This is a genomic window from Pseudoxanthomonas sp. USHLN014, from assembly GCF_037153335.1.
GTDB lineage: Bacteria > Pseudomonadota > Gammaproteobacteria > Xanthomonadales > Xanthomonadaceae > Pseudoxanthomonas_A > Pseudoxanthomonas_A winnipegensis.
Genome location: NZ_JBBCKO010000019.1, coordinates 1 through 21,922, shown reverse-complemented (window position 1 = coordinate 21,922; position 21,922 = coordinate 1). Strand labels below are relative to the sequence as shown.

17 protein-coding genes are annotated in these 21,922 nt (G+C 69.0%); 13 read left to right on the top strand and 4 right to left on the bottom strand.

All coding sequences use genetic code 11. The features are described 5' to 3' along the window. Nucleotides 1-15: 15 nt before the first annotated feature. The 4 genes from WFQ05_RS20345 to WFQ05_RS20330 form a co-directional block, all read right to left on the bottom strand. Complete coding sequence (locus tag WFQ05_RS20345) at nucleotides 16-684, bottom strand: hemolysin III family protein (RefSeq protein ID WP_337055172.1); 669 nt, start codon at nucleotides 682-684, stop codon at nucleotides 16-18. Between the two features lie 109 nt (nucleotides 685-793). Continuing rightward, on the bottom strand, nucleotides 794-2,398 hold the full coding sequence (locus WFQ05_RS20340) for a peptide chain release factor 3 (protein WP_130524895.1): 1,605 nt from the start codon (nucleotides 2,396-2,398) through the stop codon (nucleotides 794-796). 73 nt (nucleotides 2,399-2,471) lie between these two features. Next, on the bottom strand, nucleotides 2,472-3,116 hold the full coding sequence (locus WFQ05_RS20335; protein WP_286575090.1) for a hypothetical protein: 645 nt from the start codon (nucleotides 3,114-3,116) through the stop codon (nucleotides 2,472-2,474). Between the two features lie 120 nt (nucleotides 3,117-3,236). Then, nucleotides 3,237-5,705, bottom strand: coding sequence for a penicillin-binding protein 1A (locus WFQ05_RS20330; RefSeq protein ID WP_337055171.1), 2,469 nt, complete (start codon nucleotides 5,703-5,705; stop codon nucleotides 3,237-3,239). 225 nt (nucleotides 5,706-5,930) lie between these two features. Here WFQ05_RS20330 and WFQ05_RS20325 point away from each other — a divergent pair, with 225 nt between their 5' ends. The 13 genes from WFQ05_RS20325 to tkt all read left to right on the top strand — a co-directional run bounded on the left by WFQ05_RS20325 (nucleotide 5,931) and on the right by tkt (nucleotide 21,713). Further along, nucleotides 5,931-6,989 carry a pilus assembly protein PilM gene (locus WFQ05_RS20325; RefSeq protein ID WP_130524892.1) on the top strand — a complete coding sequence of 353 codons (1,059 nt, stop codon included), beginning with the start codon at nucleotides 5,931-5,933 and terminating at the stop codon, nucleotides 6,987-6,989. Then, complete coding sequence (locus WFQ05_RS20320; RefSeq protein WP_130528518.1) at nucleotides 6,989-7,702, top strand: PilN domain-containing protein; 714 nt, start codon at nucleotides 6,989-6,991, stop codon at nucleotides 7,700-7,702. Before WFQ05_RS20325 ends, WFQ05_RS20320 begins: the two co-directional genes overlap by 1 nt. Next, nucleotides 7,699-8,370 (top strand): type 4a pilus biogenesis protein PilO, encoded by a 672-nt coding sequence (locus WFQ05_RS20315; RefSeq protein ID WP_130517377.1) that lies wholly within the window; start codon nucleotides 7,699-7,701, stop codon nucleotides 8,368-8,370. The genes WFQ05_RS20320 and WFQ05_RS20315 overlap by 4 nt, the downstream gene beginning before the upstream one ends. Continuing rightward, nucleotides 8,367-8,906 (top strand): pilus assembly protein PilP, encoded by a 540-nt coding sequence (locus tag WFQ05_RS20310; RefSeq protein WP_337055170.1) that lies wholly within the window; start codon nucleotides 8,367-8,369, stop codon nucleotides 8,904-8,906. The genes WFQ05_RS20315 and WFQ05_RS20310 overlap by 4 nt, the downstream gene beginning before the upstream one ends. 14 nt (nucleotides 8,907-8,920) lie before the next feature. Next, nucleotides 8,921-10,786: a type IV pilus secretin PilQ family protein gene (locus tag WFQ05_RS20305; protein WP_337055169.1), complete on the top strand. Its 1,866-nt coding sequence runs from the start codon at nucleotides 8,921-8,923 to the stop codon at nucleotides 10,784-10,786. 211 nt (nucleotides 10,787-10,997) lie between these two features. Continuing rightward, nucleotides 10,998-12,023, top strand: a complete 1,026-nt coding sequence (locus WFQ05_RS20300; RefSeq protein ID WP_130528522.1) for a MoxR family ATPase — start codon at nucleotides 10,998-11,000, stop codon at nucleotides 12,021-12,023. Nucleotides 12,024-12,135: 112 nt separating this feature from the next. Then, on the top strand, nucleotides 12,136-13,080 hold the full coding sequence (locus WFQ05_RS20295) for a DUF58 domain-containing protein (RefSeq protein ID WP_337055168.1): 945 nt from the start codon (nucleotides 12,136-12,138) through the stop codon (nucleotides 13,078-13,080). Continuing rightward, entirely contained in the window at nucleotides 13,077-13,535 is a 459-nt protein-coding gene (locus tag WFQ05_RS20290; protein WP_337055167.1) for a DUF4381 family protein, read from the top strand. The genes WFQ05_RS20295 and WFQ05_RS20290 overlap by 4 nt, the downstream gene beginning before the upstream one ends. Further along, complete coding sequence (locus tag WFQ05_RS20285; RefSeq protein WP_130517389.1) at nucleotides 13,532-14,548, top strand: VWA domain-containing protein; 1,017 nt, start codon at nucleotides 13,532-13,534, stop codon at nucleotides 14,546-14,548. Before WFQ05_RS20290 ends, WFQ05_RS20285 begins: the two co-directional genes overlap by 4 nt. Next, the gene (locus WFQ05_RS20280; protein ID WP_337055166.1) at nucleotides 14,545-16,326 is read left to right on the top strand and encodes a VWA domain-containing protein; all 1,782 of its coding nucleotides are present in this window, start codon (nucleotides 14,545-14,547) and stop codon (nucleotides 16,324-16,326) included. The genes WFQ05_RS20285 and WFQ05_RS20280 overlap by 4 nt, the downstream gene beginning before the upstream one ends. After that, a complete protein-coding gene (locus WFQ05_RS20275) occupies nucleotides 16,326-18,080 on the top strand; it encodes a BatD family protein (RefSeq protein ID WP_337055165.1) in 1,755 nt (584 codons plus the stop codon). The genes WFQ05_RS20280 and WFQ05_RS20275 overlap by 1 nt, the downstream gene beginning before the upstream one ends. 122 nt (nucleotides 18,081-18,202) lie before the next feature. Beyond that, nucleotides 18,203-19,477: a dicarboxylate/amino acid:cation symporter gene (locus WFQ05_RS20270; protein WP_130524880.1), complete on the top strand. Its 1,275-nt coding sequence runs from the start codon at nucleotides 18,203-18,205 to the stop codon at nucleotides 19,475-19,477. A gap of 226 nt (nucleotides 19,478-19,703) precedes the next feature. Beyond that, nucleotides 19,704-21,713 carry a transketolase gene (tkt, locus tag WFQ05_RS20265; protein ID WP_337055164.1) on the top strand — a complete coding sequence of 670 codons (2,010 nt, stop codon included), beginning with the start codon at nucleotides 19,704-19,706 and terminating at the stop codon, nucleotides 21,711-21,713. Nucleotides 21,714-21,922 lie beyond the last annotated feature (209 nt).

Sequence of the window (21,922 nt, the reverse complement as noted above, 5' to 3'; positions counted from 1 at the left end):
CACGCGCAGGCGGTGTCAGCCGCCTTGATGCAGGCGCGGCACCAGGACCTGACCGGTGACGGCGATGAAGTGGCAGACGCTGCCGACGAGCACGAACAGGTGCCAGATCGCGTGGAAATAGCGCACCGAATCACGCTGGTAGAAGTAGGTGCCCAGCGTGTAGAACAGCCCGCCGGCCAGCAGCCAGCCCAGCGTGAAGGCATCGACCGATTTGAGCAGCGGCTCGATCGCGACCACCACCAGCCAGCCCATGACCACATAGACGATGGTCGAAAACAGCTTGAAGCGGCCGGTATAGAACAGCTTGAACACCACGCCGATCAGGGCGATGGTCCAGATCGCCGCGAACAGGCCCCAGCCCCACGGCCCGCGCAGTCCGATCAGCGTGAATGGCGTGTAGGTGCCGGCGATCAGCAGATAGATCGCACAGTGGTCGAAGATCTGCAGCCGCGCCTTGGCCATCGGGTGCTGGATGGCGTGGTACAGCGTGGAGGCCACGTAGAGCAGCAGCAAGGTGCTGCTGAAGACGATCGCCGTGCCCAGCTGCCAGGCGTCGCCGTAGAGCGCGCTCAGGGTGATCAGCACCGCGCCGCCGGCCAGCGCCGCCACCGCGCCCAACCCATGGGTCAGGGCGCTGGCGATCTCGTCACGCAGGTTGGTCTCGGGATGCGCCTGCAGAGCCATGCTGCGAACTTTATCGCACCGCGATGAGCGTGGTGCGTCGCAGCAGTCACAGTGGCGCCAGCTGACCGGGACGGATTCAGCAAAACCGGACGCGAGCCGCGGGCTCGGCTCAGCCCGCGTCCAGCGCGTGGGCGTGCTCGCGGGTGGCCGAGAAGCGCACGTCCGGCGCGCGTTCCTGCGCCAGCTGCAGGTTGACCCGGGTCGGCGCCAGGTAGACCAGCTCGCCGGCCGCGTCGATGCCGAGGTTCATCGCGTTCTTCTCGCGGAACTCCTCCAGCTTCTTCGGGTTGTCGCAGTGCACCCAGCGCGCGGTGGTCACGCCGACCGGCTCGAAGATGGCATCGACGCCGTATTCGTCCTTCAGGCGATAGGCGACCACGTCGAACTGCAGCACGCCCACGGCCCCCAGGATCAGGTCGTTGCTCATCAGCGGGCGGAAGAACTGCGTGGCGCCTTCCTCGCTCAGCTGCGCCAGGCCCTTCTGCAGCTGCTTGAGCTTGAGCGGATCGCGCAGGCGCGCGCGGCGGAACAGTTCCGGGGCGAAGTTGGGAATGCCGGTGAAGCTCAGGCTTTCGCCTTCGGTGAAGGTGTCGCCGATGGAGATCGTGCCGTGGTTGTGGATACCGATCACATCGCCCGGATAGGCCTCGGCCGCGATCTCGCGGTCGGAGGCCATGAAGGTCAGCGCGTTGGCCAGCTTCTGCTCCTTGCCGCTGCGCACGTGGAAGGCCTTCATGCCGGCCGAGAACCGGCCCGAGCACACGCGCATGAACGCCACGCGGTCGCGGTGCTGCGGGTCCATGTTCGCCTGGATCTTGAACACGAAGCCGGTCAGCTTGCTCTCGGTGGGTTCGACCTCGCGGCCGGTGGTGGCGCGCGGCTGCGGCGACGGCGCGTGCTCGACGAAGAAGTCCAGCAGCGGCTGCACACCGAAGTTGTTCACGCCCGAGCCGAAGAACACCGGCGTCTGCTGGCCGGCCAGGTACGCCTGCGGGTCGAAGCCGTGGCTGGCGCCCTGCACCAGCTCCAGTTCCTCGCGCAGGTCGGCGAGCATCTTCTCGCCGATCTTTTCGGCCAGGCCCGGCGCGTCCAGCGAGGCGAAGATGGTCGAATCCTGGCGGGTGAAGTTGCGACCGGGTTCGTACAGGTGCACCTCGCCGGTGAGCAGGTGGACCACGCCCTTCAGGCGCTGGCCCATGCCGATCGGCCAGGTCACCGGCGCGCACTGGATGCCCAGCACGGTCTCCACTTCGTCCAGCAGTTCGATCGGGTCCTTGCCCTCGCGATCGAGCTTGTTGATGAAGGTCATGATCGGCGTGTCGCGCAGGCGGCACACCTCCATCAGCTTGATCGTGCGTTCCTCCACGCCCTTGGCCACGTCGATGACCATCAGCGCCGAGTCCACCGCGGTCAGCACGCGGTAGGTGTCCTCGCCGAAGTCGGCGTGGCCTGGCGTGTCGAGCAGGTTGACGATCTTGTCCTCGTAGGGGAACTGCATCACCGAGGAGGTGACCGAAATGCCGCGCTCCTTTTCCAGCGCCATCCAGTCCGAGGTCGCATGGCGCGCGGCCTTGCGGCCCTTGACGCTGCCGGCCATCTGGATCGCGCCGCCGAACAGCAGCAGCTTCTCGGTCAGCGTGGTCTTGCCGGCGTCGGGGTGGGAAATGATGGCGAAGGTGCGGCGGCGCGCGGCTTCGCGGGACACATCGGACATGGTCGTCGCGCCCGGGCGGGCGCGCAGGGAATCGAAGGAGCCGGCAAGTATAGCGGGGGCGGCCCGCCCGGCTTCAGCCGGCCTCGTAGCCGGCGATCTCTTCGCGGGCCAGCAGTGCCGCCACCTGGGCGGCCGAGGCGCGGTCCATCGGTGCTTCGTCCACCACCGACAGCGGCGCCTGGCGCAGTGCCTGGCGCGGCAGCACTGCGATGTCGAAGCTGATCCCGTCGGCGGCAAAGACCCACACGGTGACATCGGCATGGCGCTGGCGGTCCATGCGCAGCCGGCGCACACGCGCATCGGCCGGGATGCGGTGGTCTTCCAGGAAACGCGCCACCGCGTCCTCGTCGTCGCTGTGCAGATGCAGCTGCACCGGCGACTGGGCATCGGCCGTGCCGTCCAGGACCGGACCGACCAGGCGCGGGGCGAAGCCTGCGAAGAATTCCATTGCCTGCAGCGCCGCCTCGCGTCGCGCGCGCAGCATGCCGGCGTGATCGGGGCCAGCGAACAGGCGCTGGTATTCGCGCAGCGCCTCTTCGATCTCGCGGTTGCGCGGCAGCGAGGCATCGTCGGAGATGCCCAGCCGGCTGGCCGCCTTGAGCTTGGCCTGGCGGTAATCGCGGATGCCGCTCTCGGCTATCAGCCGTGCGGCCTCGTGGGCCAGGCGGCGGCGCCGTTCTGCGGTCTGGGTCTGCGCGTGCTGGCGAGCGTGATGCATGGCGGACCCCTCAGGTTTTGTGGCTTGAGTGTGGAGCAGCGAGGAGTGAGTGGGAAGTGACTGGCCGTGCGCCTTCACCTTCGCTCGCTGCTCGCTTCTCCGCGCTCAACCGGCCCTGCCTCAGAAGATATCGAACGCCGCCTCGTCGGTCGCGTTCTGATCCTGCAGGCTGTCCTCGCCCTGCATCCGCTCCAGGTCCTCGACCTTGATCCACTCGGTCGCGCCGTTGCGGCTGACCTGGACCATGCCCTCGGGCGGGTCGTTAGGCGTGATCGGCTTGTCCTTCAGGGCCACGCGCATGTAGTCGATCCAGATCGGCAGCGCGGCCTTGCCGCCGTACTCGCGGTAGCCCAGCGAGCGGAAGTTGTCCTTGCCGACCCACACCGTGGTCACATACGGCCCGGCGAAGCCGGAGAACCATGCGTCGCGGTGGTCGTTGGTCGAGCCGGTCTTGCCGGCCGTGTCCGCGCGGCCGAGCACCTTGGCGGCCGTGCCGGTGCCGCGCTGGACCACGTCGCGCATCATCGAGACCAGCTGGTAGGCGGTACGTTCGTCGATGGCGCGCGGCGCCACGTTGGTGCCCGGCGGCGGCGCCTGCTCGTCGGCCGGCTCGGCCTTGGAGGTCGCCAGCGGTTCGGCCTTGGCCTGCGTGTCCTGGGCCGGGCCGAAGTTGAAGCCGTCCACCACCTGGCTGGGCGCCGGCGCGTTGGCGCCGTGACGGCCGCAGCTGCGGCAGGCCACGGCCGGGTTTTCCTTGAACACGACCTTGCCGTCGCGGTCCTTGACCTCATCGATCAGCCAGGGCGTCACCAGCGAGCCACCGTTGGCCAGCACCGCATAGCCGCGCGCCACCGACATCGGCGTCAGCGAGGCCGAGCCCAGCGCCATGGACAGATTGGGCGGCAGCTCGGCCTCGTCGAAGCCGAACTGGGCGATGAACTTGCGCGCGAAATCCACGCCGATCGCGTCCAGCAGCCGCACCGAGACCAGGTTCTTGGACTTCACCAGCGCCTCGCGCAGGCGCATGGGGCCGTCGAACTTGCCGTCGTCGTTGCCCGGACGCCAGACATGGCCGCGCCGGTCGCGGAACACCACCGGTGCGTCCAGCACGATCGACAGCGGGTTGAAGCCCTTCTCGAACGCGGCCGAATACAGGAACGGCTTGAAGCTCGAGCCCGGCTGGCGCCGCGCCTGGGTGGCGCGGTTGAACTTGTTGGCCGCGAAGCTGAAGCCGCCGACCAGCGCGCGGATCGCGCCACTGTTGGCGTCCAGCGACACCAGCGCCGACTGCGCCTGCGGCAGCTGGTCCAGCGTGTAGACGTACTCGGGCTTGGCCTCGGTCGCGGGCTTGGTCTTGTCCTCGGCGTCCTTGTCCTTGCGCTCGGCGCCGACACGGACCAGATCGCCCCGCTGCAGCAGGCGGCCGGGCGTCTTGCCGGTCCAGCGGCTGGCGCTGGGGCCAAGCACGATCTGCTGCGCGTCGCGGGTCACCACCGTGGCGGTGTCGCCGCTGGTGGAGGCGACGATCACCGGATCCAGCCCGCCCTCGGACACGATTCCGACCAGGTGTGCAGCCAGCGACTCAGCGTCGGCATCGCCGGTCACCTCGAAATGCTTCTCCGCGCCGCGCCAGCCGTGGCGATGATCGTAGGTCGCCAGGCCCGTCCGCACCGCCTGGTCTGCTGCCGGCTGCAGCACGGGATCGACCGTGGTGGTGACGTGGTAGCCCTTGTCCAGCACCTCGCCGCCGAACTTGGCCACCATTTCCTGGCGGACCATCTCGGCCACGTACGGCGCATAGACGTCGATCGGGCGCTCGTGCGGCGCAGCGTGCGGCTGCTCGGCCTTGGCCGCGGCCGCCTCGCTCGCGCTGATGTAGTGGTCTTCCAGCATCCGGTCGATCACGTAGACGCTGCGCTGGTGGTTGCGCTCCGGGTTGCTGATCGGATTGCCGCTGGAGGGGAACTTCAGCGAGCTCACCAGCGTGGCCGCCTCGCCCAGCGTCAGCTGGTCCAGCGTCTTGCCGTAGTAGAACTCCGCCGCCGCGGCCACACCGTAGGAGCGGTTGCCGAAGAAACTCTTGTTGAGGTACAGCTCCAGGATCTGGTCCTTGGTGAGCATCCGCTCGATGCGCATGGCCAGCATCATTTCGGCCAGCTTGCGGGTGTAGCTGTACTCGTTGCTCAGGAAGAACTGGCGCGCCACCTGCTGGGTGATGGTGCTGCCGCCGGCCACGCGACCGTCCTTGGTCAGCGTCTGCCAGACCGCGCGCGAGATGCCGGTCGGGTCGATGCCGCCATGTTCGTAGAAGTTCGAGTCCTCCGCGGCCACGAACGCGCGCTGGACGTTGACCGGCACCTTGCTGATGTCGACCGGGTAGCGGCGGGTCTCGCCAAAGATTCCGATCAGGCTGCCGTCATTGGCATAGACGTACATCGGCTCCTGCAGCTGCACGTCGCGCAGCGACTGGATCGAAGGCAGCTTGGAGGAGATGGAGTAGTAGAAGAAGCCCAGGACGACGGCTCCCACCAGGGCGCCAGCCAGGCATAACAGCAGCGCCCAGCGGAGCAGGCGGCGGAAACGGGACATCGGGAGACTTCCGATTGCACAATTCGTGGCGCCGGAGTATAGATGAGTCGGAAGCGGGGACCGGCTTCCTGGGGGGAAACAAGTACTTGGGGGAAATCCTTAGCAAAAAGCGGCAACCCGTCACGGGAGGCCTTGTGGTCCTTGCAAGTTGTAAAAAATTCATTACTAATGTGAGGGCTGGCTGAACTAGCCCGTTGTGGTTTTCCGGTCGGAAGGGGATACACCGTGGGGCTCATCCCAAAAAGCCAATCTGCGCTGCTCGGCGTGGATATCAGCTCGACTGCGGTCAAGCTGCTCCAGCTCACGCGCGTGGGAAACCGCTTCCGCGTCGAGCATTACGCCGTCGAGCCGCTGCCTCCCAACGCGGTGGTCGAAAAGAACATCGTCGAGGTCGAGGCGGTGGGCGAGGCGATCCGCCGCGCCGTGACCCGCGCCGGCACCAAGGTCAAGAACGCCGCCGCGGCCGTGGCCGGTTCGGCGGTGATCACCAAGATCATTCCCATGCCCGCCGATCTGGACGAGGACGACCTGGAAGCCCAGATCGAGCTCGAGGCGGTCAACTACATCCCGTATCCGATCGAGGAAGTGAATCTGGACTTCGAGGTCCTGGGCCCCATGCCCGGCAACCCGGAGATGGTCCAGGTCCTGCTGGCCGCCTCGCGTTCGGAGAACGTCGAGCTGCGCCAGTCCGCGCTTGAGCTGGGCGGGCTGACCGCCAAGGTGATGGACGTGGAGGCCTTCGCGGTCGAGAACGCCTTCGCCCTGCTGGCGGGCGAGCTGCCGGTCCCGCATGACGGCGTGGTCGCGCTGGTGGACATCGGCGCCACCATGACCACGCTCAACGTCATCCGCAGCGGCCGCAGCCTCTACAGCCGCGAGCAGGTCTTCGGCGGCAAGCAGCTGACCGACGAGGTGATGCGCCGCTACGGGCTCACCTACGAGGAAGCCGGCATGGCCAAGCGCCAGGGCGGCCTGCCGGAAAGCTACGAGATCGAAGTGCTCGAGCCGTTCAAGGAAGCCACGGTCCAGCAGGTCAGCCGCCTGCTGCAGTTCTTCTATGCCGGCAGCGAATTCAACCGCGTCGACCAGATCGTGCTGGCCGGCGGCTGCGCCGCCCTGGCCGGCCTGCCCGAAATGGTCGAGGAGCAGCTCGGCGTGCCGACCATCGTGGCCAATCCGCTGGCGCAGATGACGCTGGGTCCGAAGGTGCAGGCGCATGCGCTGGCCCAAGACGCGCCGGCGTTGATGATCGCCACCGGCCTGGCGCTGCGGAGCTTCGACTGATGGCAAAGATCAACTTGCTCCCGTGGCGCGCCGAGCGCCGCGCGCAACGCCAGAAAGAGTTCTACGGCATGCTGGGCGTGGCCGCGGCCATCTCGGTGCTGCTGGCGCTCTTCATCTGGTTCTACTACAACGGCCAGATCGACGGCCAGAACGAACGAAACGCCTTCCTGCAGGGCGAGATCGCCAAGGTCGACGCGCAGATCACCGAGATCAATGCGCTGGACAAGCAGAAAGACCGCCTGCTGGCCCGCAAGAAGGTCATCGAGGAGCTGCAGGCCAACCGCTCGCAGATGGTGCACCTGTTCGACTCGCTGGTGCGCACCATTCCCGACGGCGTGGTGCTGACCAGCATCAAGCAGGAGGGCAATGTCCTCACGCTGCAGGGGCGCTCGCAGTCCAATGCGCGGGTCAGTACCTACATGCGCAACCTCGAAGGCTCGGGCTGGATGACCAAGCCGGACCTGTCGGTGATCGAGGCCAAGGCCGCCGAGGGCCAGGGCCAGAGCGCGCCCATCTCGGTGGTCGGACGGGCGCTGCCTTACATGTTCAGCCTCAAGGTCGAACTGGCGAATCCGGCCGATCCCGGCACCGCGCCCGCGGCTGATCCGGCGACCGCGCCCGCCGCCGCTCCTGCCGGTGCCGCGACGCCGGCGACCAGTCAGCCGCCGCAGGCCACCACGCCGCCGCAGACCCAAGGGAGCCCGGCGTCATGAGCCAGAAGAAGATCAAGATCAGCGAGCTGGACTTCAACAACATCGGCGGCTGGCCGCGGAACTACAAGATCGGGTTCTGCGTGCTGCTAGGTGCCCTGGTGCTGATCCTGGCCTATCTGCTCGTGTTCCGCGGGCAGGCCGAGGAACTGGAAGGGCTGGAGAGTCAAGAGACCACCCTGCGCTCGGAGTTCGAGCAGAAGGCCGGCCGCGCCGCCAATCTGCAGCCGCTCAAGCAGCAGCTGGCGCAGATGGAGCAGGTGCTGCAGCAGATGCTGCGCCAGCTACCCAGCAAGACCGAGATGCCCGACCTGATCGTCGACATTTCGCAGACCGCGCTGTCCAGCGGACTGACCAACGAGCTGTTCCAGCCCGGTGAGGAATCGCAGAAGGAGTTCTACGCCGAGAAGCCGATCGCCTTGCGCATGGTGGGTAGCTATCACCAGTTCGGCGCCTTCGTCAGCGGCGTGGCGTCGCTGCCGCGCGTGGTCATCCTGACCATGCACGACATCTCCCTGCAGCCGGTGGATCCCAAGCAGGGCATCGCCAACGGCAATCTCGAGCTGTCCGGTACGGTCAAGACCTATCGCTACCTCGACGAGGAAGAGACCGCCGCGCAGGAGAAGGCTGCTGCGGCGGCTGGCACGCAACCTGCTGGGGCCACGCCATGACCCGGATCCCTTCCGCTCGTTCCCGTCTCCTGCTCGCAGGCCTGGCCCTGTTGGCCCTGGTCGGCTGCTCGCGCAGCATTACCAGTACGCCCGGCGATGCGCCGAATCTGCAGAACTGGGTCAACGACGTGCGCGCCCGTCCGGCGCCGCCGCTGGAGCCGCTGCCGGTGATGCAGCAGTTCGAGACCTTCGAGTACGCGGCTCAGAACCTGCGCGATCCGTTCAGCACCGCCTGGACGACGTCCGATGCCGGCAGCGGCCTGCGACCGGATCCGAACCGGCGCAAGGAAACGCTGGAGCAGTACCCGCTGGACAGCCTGAAGATGGTCGGCACCATCGGCAGCGGTTCGAACATCGTCGGGCTGGTGATGGCGCCGGACAAGGTGACCTATCGCGTCTCGCCCGGTGCCTACCTGGGGCAGAACGATGGGCGCATCACCGATGTCCAGCCCGACCGCATCAACCTCGTAGAACTGGTGTCTGACGGCGCCGGTGGCTGGCTGGAGCGTCCGGCGGCCGTGACGCTAGACCAATGATTAGGGGATACACGATGACCGCTTCCAACGCTCATGGCCTGCGTCCCCTGCGGCGACTGGCCGCCCACCGGTGGGGTGCACTGGTGCTGGCGATCGCGCTCGCCTCGGGCAGCGCGCCCGTGCTGGCGGCCGCCGCGGCGCCGGCCGGCGCCGCCCAGGCCGCGCCGGTCCAGGTGTCCGACGTCGACTTCCGTCGCAGCGAGGACGGCGCCGGGCGCCTGATCCTCAAGTTCGACCGCAAGGGCGCGGTGCCGGATCTGCGCACCGACAACGGCAAGGTCATCATCGACATGGCCAACGTCACTCTGCCGGCCTCCCTGCAGAGGCCGATGAATGTCACCGATTTCGCCACGCCGGTGCAGCGCATCGACGCGCATGCCTCGGGCAAGGGCGCGCAGCTGGTGCTCGACACCCGCGGGACCGTGGAGTCGCTGGCCTACCAGACCGAAGACCAGTACGTGGTCGAAATCAGCCAGAAGTCCGGCAAGCCCGCGATGGGCGCCGCGGCTCAGGGCACCGGCGCCTCGCAGCTGGCCGCTGGCGGGGTCAAGCCGTATGTGGGCAAGCCGGTGACCTTCAACTTCCAGGACGTGCCGGTGCGCACCGTCCTGCAGCTGATCGCCGAGGAGTCCAACCTCAACATCGTCGCCTCCGACACCGTCCAGGGCAGCGTGACCCTGCGCCTGGTCAATGTGCCGTGGGATCAAGCGCTGGATATCGTCCTGCGCGCCAAGGGTCTGGACAAGCGCCGCGACGGCAACGTGGTCTGGGTGGCGCCGCAGCCCGAGCTGGCCAAGTTCGAGCAGGATAAGGAAGACGCGCGTATCGCGATCGAGAATCGCGAGGATCTGATCACCGACTACGTGCAGATCAACTACCACAGCGCCACTGAGATCTATAAGGCGCTGACCGAGGCGAAGGGAATAGGTGGTCAGAGCGGTGGTGGCGGCCAGAGCAGCCAAGAGAATGGCTTCCTCTCCTCTCGCGGTCGTCTGGTCGCCGACGAACGCACCAATACCCTGATGATTAGCGACATCCCGAAGAAGGTCGCCTCGATGCGCGAGTTGATCGCGGTGATCGACCGACCCGTAGATCAGGTGCTGATTGAGGCGCGTATCGTGGTGGCCACCGATACATTTGCCCGAGATCTGGGCGCGCGCTTTGGCGTCTCGGGCACGCGAACAGGAGACCGCACCCAAATTATCGGCGGGAACATCACCGACGTGGTGAATATCGCAAATGGTGACAAGCGTGTATTGCCAGCTGGCCTAAATGTAAATATGCCCGCTGGAACGTTTACCAACGGCACCCCTTCCAGCATCGCTTACACACTACTGGGCGCCAATTTCAACTTGGATCTGGAACTTTCCGCGCTTCAAGAAGAAGGGCGCGGCGAGGTGGTGTCCAATCCGCGCATCATCACGGCCAACCAGCGCGAAGGCGACATCAAGCAGGGTACGGAAATCGGCTATGTCACGATCACCGGTGGTACCGCCGGTACGGCGGCCACGCCCAATGTGCAGTTCAAGGAAGCGCTGCTGGAGTTGAAGGTCACGCCGACCATCACACATGACGGACGCATCTTCCTAAATATGTTCGTCAAGAAGGACGACGTGGCCGAGTACATCACGCTGGCCGGCTATGGCACCGTGCCGACCCTCAACCGGCGCGAGATCAATACTGCCGTGCTTGTCGAAGATGGGCAGACCGTGGTGATCGGCGGCGTGTATGAGTTCACTGACCAGACCTCGGTCTCAAAGGTTCCGTTCCTGGCCGACATCCCCTTCCTGGGCAACCTGTTCAAGAAGCAGGGCAAGGAAAAGAACAAGGCCGAACTGCTGATCTTCGTGACGCCGAAGGTGATCGCGGTCCGCCAGTAATCGCGGACCAAGTGAAGAGGAAAACGGGGCCGATCGGCCCCGTTTTCGCGTTGGTGTCTTGTGCGCACTCACAAGTGGGGACGGCAGCTGCGCCGCCCAGCCGATGATGGCGCTTCGCTGAACGCGAGGCCCAAGGTAAGGTGGGACGCGGAACCCTTTCGATGAGGCCCGGTCGAAACGACGCGCCTGATCTCCACCATGAGAGCCCGTAATGGAACAGTCCCAGAACCTCCAGCCACCCGCGCCTCCCGTCGCGCCCGCGCCCGATGGCCGCCTGCGCGAGGCCTTTATGGCGCTGCGCAGCTCGCTGTCGGCGACTATCGTGGGACAGCAGTTGCTGGTGGACCGGTTGTTGATCGCGCTGTTGGCCGACGGCCATCTGCTGGTCGAAGGCGCGCCCGGCCTGGCCAAGACCATGGCGGTGCGTGCGCTGGCGGCGCGCATGGAAGCCGGCTTCGCGCGCGTGCAGTTCACGCCCGACCTGCTGCCGGCCGATCTGACCGGGACCGAGGTATGGAGGCCGCAGGATGGGCGCTTCGAGTTCCAGGCCGGGCCGATCTTCCATCCGATCCTGCTGGCCGACGAGATCAACCGCGCGCCGGCCAAGGTGCAGTCGGCGCTGCTGGAGGCCATGGGCGAACGCCAGGTCACGGTGGGCCGGCACACCTATCCGCTGCCATCGCTGTTCCTGGTCATGGCCACGCAGAACCCGATCGAGCAGGAGGGGACCTTCCCGCTGCCCGAGGCGCAGCTGGACCGCTTCCTGATGCACGTGAAGATCGGCTATCCCGAAGCGGCGGCCGAGTCGGAGATCCTGCGCCTGGCGCGCGAGCGCGCCCGCGATGCGCTGGCGCCGGTGGCCGAGCCGCTGCAGCAGATGCCGCTGGAGGACGTGTTCGCGGCGCGGCGCGAAGTGTTGGACCTGCACATGGCGCCGGCGCTGGAGCGCTATCTGATCGAACTGGTGCTGGCCTCGCGCGATGCCGCGCGCTATGACGCCGCCTTGGGACGACGCATCGCCTGGGGCGCCAGCCCGCGCGGTTCGATCGCGCTGGAGCGCTGCGCGCGTGCGCATGCCTGGCTGGCCGGGCGCGACTTCGTCACACCCGAGGACGTGCGGGCCGTGGCCGGCGACGTGCTGCGCCATCGTGTGCTGCCCAGCTATGAGGCCACGGCCGAAGGCTGGGACGGCGGTCGGCTGGTCGAAGCCCTGATCGAACGCGTGCCCCTGCCTTGAGTCGTGGGCCGGAACAGGCGAGCTACGCGATGATCCCTCATCGTCGAACCAAGCTTGCAGGCGCGCTGCGTCGCATGCCTTCGGCGCGCCCGCATTGGCAGGTGCCGCCGTCATGAGCGCGGTTCCCACCTCGCACGCCGATCCGGATCCCGCTGCGGTCAACGACGGCCTGCGCGCCACGCTGACCGAACTGGTGCAGCTGCGTGCGCTGGCGCAGCGGCGCCCGGCCGCGCGTCGCGGCAGCCACCGTCTCAGCGGCCCGGCCGCCTCGCCGCTGCGTGGGCGCGGCATGGAGTACGCCGAGTCGCGCGAGTACGTCGCCGGCGACGACGCGCGTCATATCGACTGGCGCCTGACCGCGCGCAGCGGCAAGCCGCACACCAAGCTGTTCCAGGCCGAACGCGAGCGGCTGACCCTGATCGTGGCCGATACCGCGCCGACGCTGTACTTCGGCACGCGCGTGCGCTTCAAGTCGGTGCAGGCCGCGCGCGCCGGCGCGTTGGCGGCCTGGGCCGCGGTGGCCGACGGCGATCGCGTGGCGGTCCTGCGCGGGGCGGGGCGCGAGCCGTCCCTGCCGCCGGCCTCGGGCACGCGCGGGGCGCTGCGCACGCTTGACGCGCTGACCCGCTGGTATGCGCAGCCGCCGGACGACGACCAGGGCCTGGCCGTGGCCCTGGAGCACGCCCAGCGCGTGCTGCGCCCCGGCTCGCGGCTGGTGGTGCTGGCCGATCCGCGCAGCGTGGCGCAGATCCCCGAGCTGCGCTGGCCGTCGCTGGCGGCGCGCTGCGAAGTCATCGTGCTGCTGATGACCGATGCGCTGGAGCAGGCGCCGCCGCGGGCGTCGCTGCCGTTCCAGAGCGGCGAGCATCGGGTCGAACTGGACTTGGCCAATACCGCGCAGCGCCAGCGCTGGGGCCGGGAATTCGTCCAGCCCCTGCATGCCGCGCTGGCGCTGCTGCCCACCCGCGGCGTACGTGCCATGGCGCTGCGCGCCGACGCGCCCAGCGACGCGTGGCTGTCGCTGCTGGCGCGCGCCACCGCTCCGGCGACCGCATGAGCGCGCCCGCGCCCCTGGTGCTGCGCGATGTGCACGTGCCGCCGGCGCCGGCCTGGTGGCCTCCGGCGCCCGGCTGGTGGCTGGTGCTGCTGGCCGTCGCGGTGCTGGTGGCGGTGCCGCTGCTGTGGCGCGCGCGGCGTCGCCGGCGTCGTGCGCGCTGGCTGCGGCTGTTCGAAGCCGAGTGCTCCAGCGCGCTGCCGCCGCCGGAGCAGGTCGCGGCCGCCTCGCAGCTGCTGCGCCGGGCCGCGCGCCGGGTCGATCCGCGCGCCGATCGTTTGCAGGGCGCGGCCTGGCTGCAGTTCCTGGATGGTCCGAAGGGACATGCCTTCAGCAAAGATGTGGGTGCGTTGCTGCTCGACGGTGGCTATCGCCCGCGCGTGGATCCGCGGCAGATGCAGGCGCTGCGCTCACTGGCGGCTGCACGCTTCGTGCAGCTGATGGAGGGCCGGCGATGAGCCTCCTGGCGCAGTGGATGCACGATGTCAGGCTGCTCTTCGGCGGCTTCGCCTGGCCGTGGATGTGGCTGGCGCTGCCGCTGCCGTGGCTGGTGACCTGGCTGCTCCCGGCGGTGCGCAGCCAGTCGCCGGCGCTGCGCGTGCCTTATGGGGACGCGCTGGACGGCATCGCCGTCAGCGCGGCCACCGCGCGGCGGTTCGGCATCAACTGGCTGGCCGCGCTTGCCTGGCTGCTGCTGTGCGCTGCGGCCGCGCGGCCGCAGCAGCTGGGCGAGGCGGTCACGCCGCCGCAGACCGGGCGCGATCTGATGCTGGCCGTCGACCTGTCCGGCAGCATGCGCGAGACCGACATGGAGCTGGGCGGCACCCCGGTCGACCGGCTCACCGCGGCCAAGGCGGTGCTGGCCGACTTCCTCGACCGCCGCGTGGGCGACCGCGTCGGCCTGCTGGTGTTCGGCAACCGCGCCTATGCGGTGGCGCCGCTGACGCTGGATCGCGATTCGGTGCGCGATCAGCTGCGCGACACGGTCAGCGGGCTGGCCGGGCGCGAGACGGCGATCGGCGACGCCATCGGCCTGGCGGTCAAGCGCCTGGCCGCCCAGCCCAAGGGCCAGCGCGTGCTGATCCTGCTCACCGACGGCGTCAGCAATGCCGGCGCGCTGGATCCGGACAAGGCGGCCGAACTGGCCGCGCGCGAAGGCGTGCGCATCCACACCATCGCCTTCGGCGGCGGTGGGGGACTGTCGGTGTTCGGCATGCGCCTGGGCATGCAGGGGCAGGACGATATCGACGAGGACGGCCTGCGCCGCATCGCCCAGGCCACCGGCGGGCGCTTCTTCCGCGCCCGCGACACGCAGGAGCTGGCCGGCATCTATTCGGAGTTGGACAAGATCGAGCCGATCTCGCGCCCGGGTCGCGCGGTGCAGCCGCGCATCGAGCGCTATCCGGTGCCGCTGGCGTTCGCGCTGGGTCTGGGCGTGCTGGCGCTGGCTTGGCGAGGGCTGCGGGCATGAGTGCGTTGGTGCAGGTCATGGCGGATTTTCATTTCCTGCGGCCGTGGTGGCTGCTGGCCCTGATCGCGCTGCCTGGCCTGTGGTGGTTGTGGCGGCGACGCCAGCAGCGCGCCAACGCGTGGCGCGGCCTGGTCGATCAGCATCTGCTGGTGCATATGCAGGTCGGCGGCGGCCGCGCGCAGGTGCTCGGTTTGGTCGGCATCGTGCTGGCCTGGGTGCTGGCGACGCTGGCCCTGGCCGGCCCGAGCTGGCAGCGCAGCGAACAGCCGCTGTGGCAGACCCGTGCGCCGCTGGTGGTGGCGCTGGACCTGTCGGGCTCGATCGCCGCCAACGACCTGCCGCCCTCGCGCCTGCTGCAGGCGCGCGCCAAGCTGGCCACGCTGCTGCGCGAACGCGTCGGCGGTCAGGTCGCGCTGGTCGCCTACGCGGGCGAGCCGTTCACCGTAGCGCCGCTGACCGACGATGCAGCCAACGTGGCGCTGTTCCTGGACGCGCTGGACCCGGCGATCATGCCGGTGGACGGCAGCGATGCGCGTCGGGCGATCCTCTGGTCCGAAGAGCTGCTGCAGCGCGCCGGGTTCGACCGCGGCCAGATCCTGCTGCTGACCGATCACGCCGATCCGGCCGCCGACAGCGCCGCCAAGCGCGCCCGCGACGCCGGCTTCAGCGTCTCGGTGCTGGGCCTGGGAACGCCGGCGGGGGCGGCCTATCGTCAGGCCGATGGCCAGTTCGGCCGCGCCCAGCTGGATGCGGCCTCGCTGCAGCGGCTGGCGACGGCCGGCGGCGGGCGCTTTGAGGTGCTGCGCACCGACGATGCCGACCTGCGCGCGCTGGGCGTGCTCGATCCGCAGGCCGAAGACGCCAGCGCCGCCCGCGGCGAAAAGGGCAGCGCCTGGCTGGATCAGGGCTACTGGCTGCTGCCGGCGCTGATGCTGCTGGTGCTGCTGGCGTTCCGTCGCGGTGGCGTGCTGGCCGCGCTGGCGCTGTGCGTGGTGCTGCCGATGGCCCAGCCCGCGCAGGCGATGGACTGGTGGAAGCGCGCCGATCAGCAGGCCCAGGACCGCATCGAGCAGGGTGCCAAGGCCTACCGCGGCGGCGACTACGCCGCGGCCACCAAGGACTTCGCCGGCCTGGCCTCGGCCGACGGCCTGTACAACCTCGGCAACGCACTGGCCAAGCAGGGCAAGTACGACGAGGCGATCGCCGCCTACGACAAGGCGCTGCAGCGCCAGCCGGGGATGGAAGACGCCATCGCCAACCGCGCCGCGGTCGAGGCCGCGCGCAAGCGGCAGCCGCCGGCCGGTGGTCAGGGCGGGCAGGGCGGCGACCAGGGCAAGCAGCCCCCTGAGCAGAAGTCTGGCCAGCAGCAGTCGTCCGGCGGCAAGCAGGACGACAAGCCGGGCCAGGATCAGCAGGACTCGCAGCAGCAAGACAAGCAGCAGCAGGGCAAGCAGCAGGACAAGCAGGACGCGGACAAGGGCGCAAAGAACTCCTCCGGCGACGCCAAGTCCGAGCCGCCCAAGTCGGCCTCCGAACAGCAGCGCGAGCAGCAGGCCGCCGACGCGGCCCAGCGCGAACGCATGCAGCAGGCCATGCAGCAGCAGGCCGGCCAGGGCGCGCAGCCGGAGCCGACCCAGGCCAAGCCGGAAACCGCGGCCGAGCGCGAGCAGCGCCAGGCCACCGAAGCCTGGCTGCGCCGCGTGCCGGACGATCCGGGGGGCCTGCTGCGCGCCAAGTTCCAGCTCGAGTACCAGCGTCGCCAGAGGGAAGGACAATGATGCAGCCGGCCGCCTCCACATCGCCGCAGCGCAGGCGCGCGGCCTCGCGGTTCGTCGGGACCGTATGGCTGGCGCTGGTCCTGCTGGCCTGGACGCTGCCCGCGCTGGCGCAGACGCGCGCCTGGCTTGACCGCTCGCGCACGGCGATGGGCCAGCCGGTGGTGCTGAGCATCGAAAGCGACCAGGACATCGGTCAGCCCGACCTGAGCCCGCTGCAGCGCGACTTCTCAGTGGTCGACACCTCCTCCAGCCGCCAGATGCAGATGGTCAACGGCCGCATCTCGCGCTCGGTCGTGCTGGCCATCACCCTGCAGCCGCGTCGCACCGGTGAGCTGACCGTGCCGGCGCTGGAGGTCAACGGCCAGCGCACGCCCGCGCTGGGCCTGCGCGTGACCGATGCGCCCGTCGCCCAGCCCGGCAGCAGCAACGCCTATGTCGAGACCCAGGTCGACGACCCCACGCCTTACGTGCAGCAGACCGTCGGCGTGACCCTGCGCCTGTTCTACGCGGTGCCGCTGGTCTCCGGGCAACTGGACCTCGATGCGCCGCAGGGCACCTCGCTGCAGCGAGTAGGAGAGGACGTGCAGTCCACGCGCGAGGTCAACGGGCGTCGCTACAACGTGGTCGAACGCCACTTCCTGCTGGTGCCCGACCGCAGCGGCGACCTGCAGCTGCCGGCCGCGCGCTTCATCGGCCGCGCCGCCGGCGGTGGCGGCTTCTTCGACAGCATGCTGGGTATGGGACAGCGCAGCGAGCTGAGCGCGTTCGGTCAGGCCCTGACCCTGCACGTGCAGCCGCAGCCGGCCAACGCCCCGCAGCCGTGGCTGCCGCTGGCCGACCTGCGCCTGCGCTATGCCAGCGCGCCGCGCGAGCTCAAGGCCGGCCAGGCCAGCAGCTTCGTGGTCGAGGCGGTGGCGCGCGGCGCCACCCGTGCGCAACTGCCGGACCTGCCCACGCCGAACGTGGACGGCGCGCAGGTGTTCGCCGAGCCGGCGCAGTACGAGGACAGCTTCGACGGCGCCACGCCTGTGGTGAAGATCACCCGGCGCTATTCGATCGTGCCCAATGGCGCCGGCCGGCTGACGCTGCCCGGCATCAAGCTGGACTGGTGGGACGTCAAGGCCGATGCGGCCAGGACCGCGGCGCTGCCGGACATGCAGCTGGAGGTCGCCGCCGGGTCTGGCAGCTTCGCCAACGCGACCTTGCCCGCGCCCGCGCCGGCCGCGGAGGTCGCCGCGCCGCAGGCGCCCAGCGACGGCGCGCTGCCGGCCACGGCCGTCGGTGTCGAATCGATGGCAGGCCCCCTGTGGCCGTGGATCGCGCTGACCGCGGCGTTCGGCCTGCTGTGGCTGGGCACGCTGGTGTGGTTCCTGCGCCGGCCGCGGCGTGCGCCCGCGTCGGCGCCGGCCCGCGCGGCGGGCGCAGTCACGGCGGCCCCGGCGTCGCGGGCGCGCAACGGCCTGCCGGACCTGCGCCGCGCGCTGGACACCGGCACGCTGGACGAAGTCGGCGAGATCCTGATCGGCATGGCCGCGCCGCCGGCGCGGGATCTGGACGCGGTCTCCGCCCAATTGGCCGATCCGGCGCAGCGGCAGGCGATCGAGGCGCTGCGCCGCGCACGCTGGGCCGACGGCGATGGCGCCCAGGCGCGTGCGCTGCTGCGTCAGGCCTTCGCCAGCGGGCCGACCTGGCGCGTGCCGGCGGGCCCTAGCGTGCAGGGCGAGGCGCTGGCGCCGCTTTATCCGCGGCGCTGAGCGGGTCGTACGGCCAGGCACGGCCTGGCTGTCAGTTCGGTCATTCTCTTTCCCTGCCGTCGCAGGCGGGCGCGGGGCCTTGCTAGAGTGGCCGTTTGCCCTCGAACCCCAGGATTCCACGCATGACCGACGCTGCTTCCGGCAAGTCCAAGCTGCCCTTGCATTGGAAGATGATGATCGGCTTCGTGCTCGGCCTGACGCTGGGCCTGATCGTGCACGCCACCGTCGGCGCGGACGCCGGCTGGGTGAAGCAGGTCACCGCGGTGACCGACCCGGCGGGCAAGCTGTTCCTCAACCTGATCTTCATGCTGGTGCTGCCGCTGCTGTTCTCGGCGCTGGTGGTGGGCATCTCGGAAATGGGCGACGTGCGCGCGCTGGGGCGCATCGGCTGGCGCACGCTGGGCTTCACGGTGCTGGCGTCGGGGATCGCGGTAGTGCTGGGCCTGGTGCTGGTCAACCTGCTCAAGCCGGGCGCCGGCACCGACCCGGCCACCGCCCAGCAGATGCTGGCGGCCGGCGCCGAGCGCGCCGACTCGATCATCAGCAAGGGCAAGGAGGCGCCGGGCGGGGCCGGCATGCTGCTCTCGCTGGTGCCGGCCAACGTGGTCACCGCGGCGGCGGGCGGCAATTTCATGGGCGTGATGTTCTTCGCGCTGATGGTCGGGGTGGGCGTGGTGCTGACCCGCAGCGACAAGACCGATGCGTTCCGCAACGCGGTCGAGGGCCTGTTCGAGATCTCCATGACCCTGATCACCCTGGTGATCCGGCTGGCGCCTTACGCGGTGTTCTGTTTCATGTTCAACCTGGCCGCGCTGTTCGGCTGGGAGCTGCTGATCCGGCTGGGGGCGTATGTCGGCGTGGTGGTGCTGGCGCTGGCGATCCACATGTTCGTGGTGTATTCGGCGCTGTTGAAGTGGGCCGGCTGGTCGCCGGTGAAGTGGTTCGGCGCGGTGCGCGAGGTCATGGTGCTGTCCTTCTCCACCGCCTCGTCCAACGCGACCCTGCCAACCTCGCTGCGCGTGGCCGAGGACAACCTGCGGCTGCCGCGCAAGGTCTCGCGCTTCGTACTGACCGTGGGCGCCACCGCCAACCAGAACGGCACGGCGCTGTTCGAGGGCGTCACCGTGCTGTTCCTGGCGCAGTTCTTCGGCGTCGAGCTGACCCTGCTGCAGCAGCTGACGGTGATGTTCGTCTGCATCCTGGGCGGGGTCGGCACCGCCGGCGTGCCGGCCGGCTCGCTGCCGGTAGTGGCGCTGATCTGCGGCATGGTCGGCGTGCCGCCGGAAGGCATCGGCATCATCCTGGGCGTGGACCGCTTCCTGGACATGTGCCGGACCACGCTCAATACGACCGGCGACCTGGTGCTGGCCACGCTGGTGGCCAAGGGCGAGGAGTGAGCGCAGAGGCGTGAACGAAGCGGGCCGGCTGGCGCAGAGGCGCCGCCGCCTGGAAAGGCGAGGATTGAGGCCGAACGCATGCGTTAAGGCTGGGAGGCCGCCCGGACCGGGCTTTCACTCGCTTCTCACTCCGCTGCGCTCCCCGCCTCACTCGTTCCGAACCGTGCCTCATGGGACAATAGGCGTCCCTGGTGCCTCACGCGCCGCTTTCGCCCCAGTCCCTGACATGTCCGCTCCGACCCGCCGTCAGCTCGCCAACGCCATCCGTTTCCTCGCCGCCGATGCGGTGCAGGCCGCCAATTCCGGCCATCCGGGCATGCCCATGGGCATGGCCGACATCGCCGAGGTGTTGTGGAACGACTACCTGCGCCACAACCCCAACAACCCCAAGTGGTTCAACCGCGACCGCTTCGTGCTATCCAACGGCCACGGCTCGATGCTGCAGTACGCGCTGCTGCACCTGACCGGCTACGACCTGCCGATCGAAGAGCTGAAGAACTTCCGCCAGCTGCACTCCAAGACCCCGGGCCACCCGGAAAGCCACATCACCCCCGGCATCGAGACCACCACCGGTCCGCTGGGGCAGGGCTTCGCCAACGCGGTCGGCTTCGCCCTGGCCGAGAAGCTGCTGGCCCAGCACTACAACCGCCCCGAGTACCAGGTCGTGGACCACCGCACCTGGGTGTTCATGGGCGATGGCTGCATGATGGAAGGCATCTCGCACGAGGCCGCCTCGCTGGCCGGCACGCTGGGCCTGGGCAAGCTGGTCGCCTTCTGGGATGACAACCACATCTCCATCGACGGCGAGACCGACGGCTGGTTCACCGACGACACCCCGGCGCGCTTCCGCGCCTACGGCTGGCACACCATCGGCCCGATCGACGGCCAGGACGCCGACGCCATCAAGGCCGCCATCGACGAGGCGCTGGAGGTCACCGACAAGCCGACCCTGATCGCGTGCAAGACCACGATCGGCTTCGGCTCGCCGAACAAGGCCGGCAAGGAGTCCAGCCACGGCTCGGCGCTGGGCAAGGAGGAGGTGGAGGCCACGCGCAAGGCGCTGGACTGGCCTTACCCGGCCTTCGAGATCCCCAAGGAGATCTACGACGGCTGGCGTGCCACCGGTACGGGCAGCCTGCGCCAGGCCGAGTGGGAGCAGCTGTTCGACAAGTACGCCAAGCAGTACCCCGACCAGGCCGCCGAGCTGGCACGCCGCTCGCACGCCAAGCTGCCGGACGACTTCCTGGCCAAGGCCGATGCCTACATCGCCAAGGTCCAGGCCGACATGCCCGAGATCGCCTCGCGCAAGGCCTCGCAGCAGGCGATCGAGTTCTACACCGGCCTGCTGCCGGAAATCGTCGGCGGTTCGGCCGACCTGGCGCCGTCCAACCTGACCCTGTGGAAGAACGCCAAGACCGCCGTCGGCGACGACCCGGACGCCAACTATGTGCACTACGGTGTGCGTGAGTTCGGCATGTCGGCCATCGCCAACGGCATCGCCCAGCACGGCGGGTTCATTCCGTTCGATGCGACCTTCCTGACCTTCAGCGACTACGCGCGCAACGCGCTGCGCATGAGTGCGCTGATGCGCAGCCATGTGCTGCACGTCTACACGCACGATTCGATCGGCCTGGGCGAGGACGGCCCGACGCACCAGCCGGTCGAACATCTGGCCAGCCTGCGTCTGATTCCGCACAACGATGTGTGGCGTCCGTGCGATGCGGCCGAGACGGCGGCCTGCTGGAAGGCGGCGCTCGCCCGTCAGGATGGCCCGAGCTGCCTGATCTTCAGCCGCCAGAATCTGAAGCCCCAGCCGCGCGGCAAGGCCGAGATCGAGGGCATCTACCGCGGCGGCTACGTGCTGGCCGAGGCCGAGGGCGGCACCGCCAAGGTGATCCTGATCGCCACCGGTTCGGAAGTGGGCATCGCCTCGGAAGCGCGCGAGAAGCTGCAGGCCGCGGGCATCCCGACGCGCCTGGTGTCGATGCCGTGCACCAACGTGTTCGACCGCCAGGACGAGGCCTACCGGGAGTCGGTGCTGCCGCGCTCGATCCGCGCCCGCGTGGCGGTGGAAGCGGCCTCGACCGACTTCTGGTTCAAGTACGTGGGCCTGGACGGCACCATCGTGGGCATGACCAGCTTCGGCGAGTCGGCGCCGGCGGAGAAGCTGTTCCCGTACTTCGGCTTCACCGCCGACCACGTGGTCGAAGCGGCGCAGAGCGTGGTCGAGGGCTGAAAGCCCTCGCCATTGCTGTGTCCATGAAGAAGCCGGGCATTGCCCGGCTTTTTCTTGGTCTATCTCTCGCCTGAGGAGAGAGGCATTTAGGCGTTCGAGCTTCGGAGGGGCAGCGGTCCGGCGGGCGGGGGCCGCTTATCCCTCGATCAGGGCATCCTGCCCTGACTCGGGCGCTCGGCGTCCTGCCTCGCTAGGCGCGGCCCCCGCCC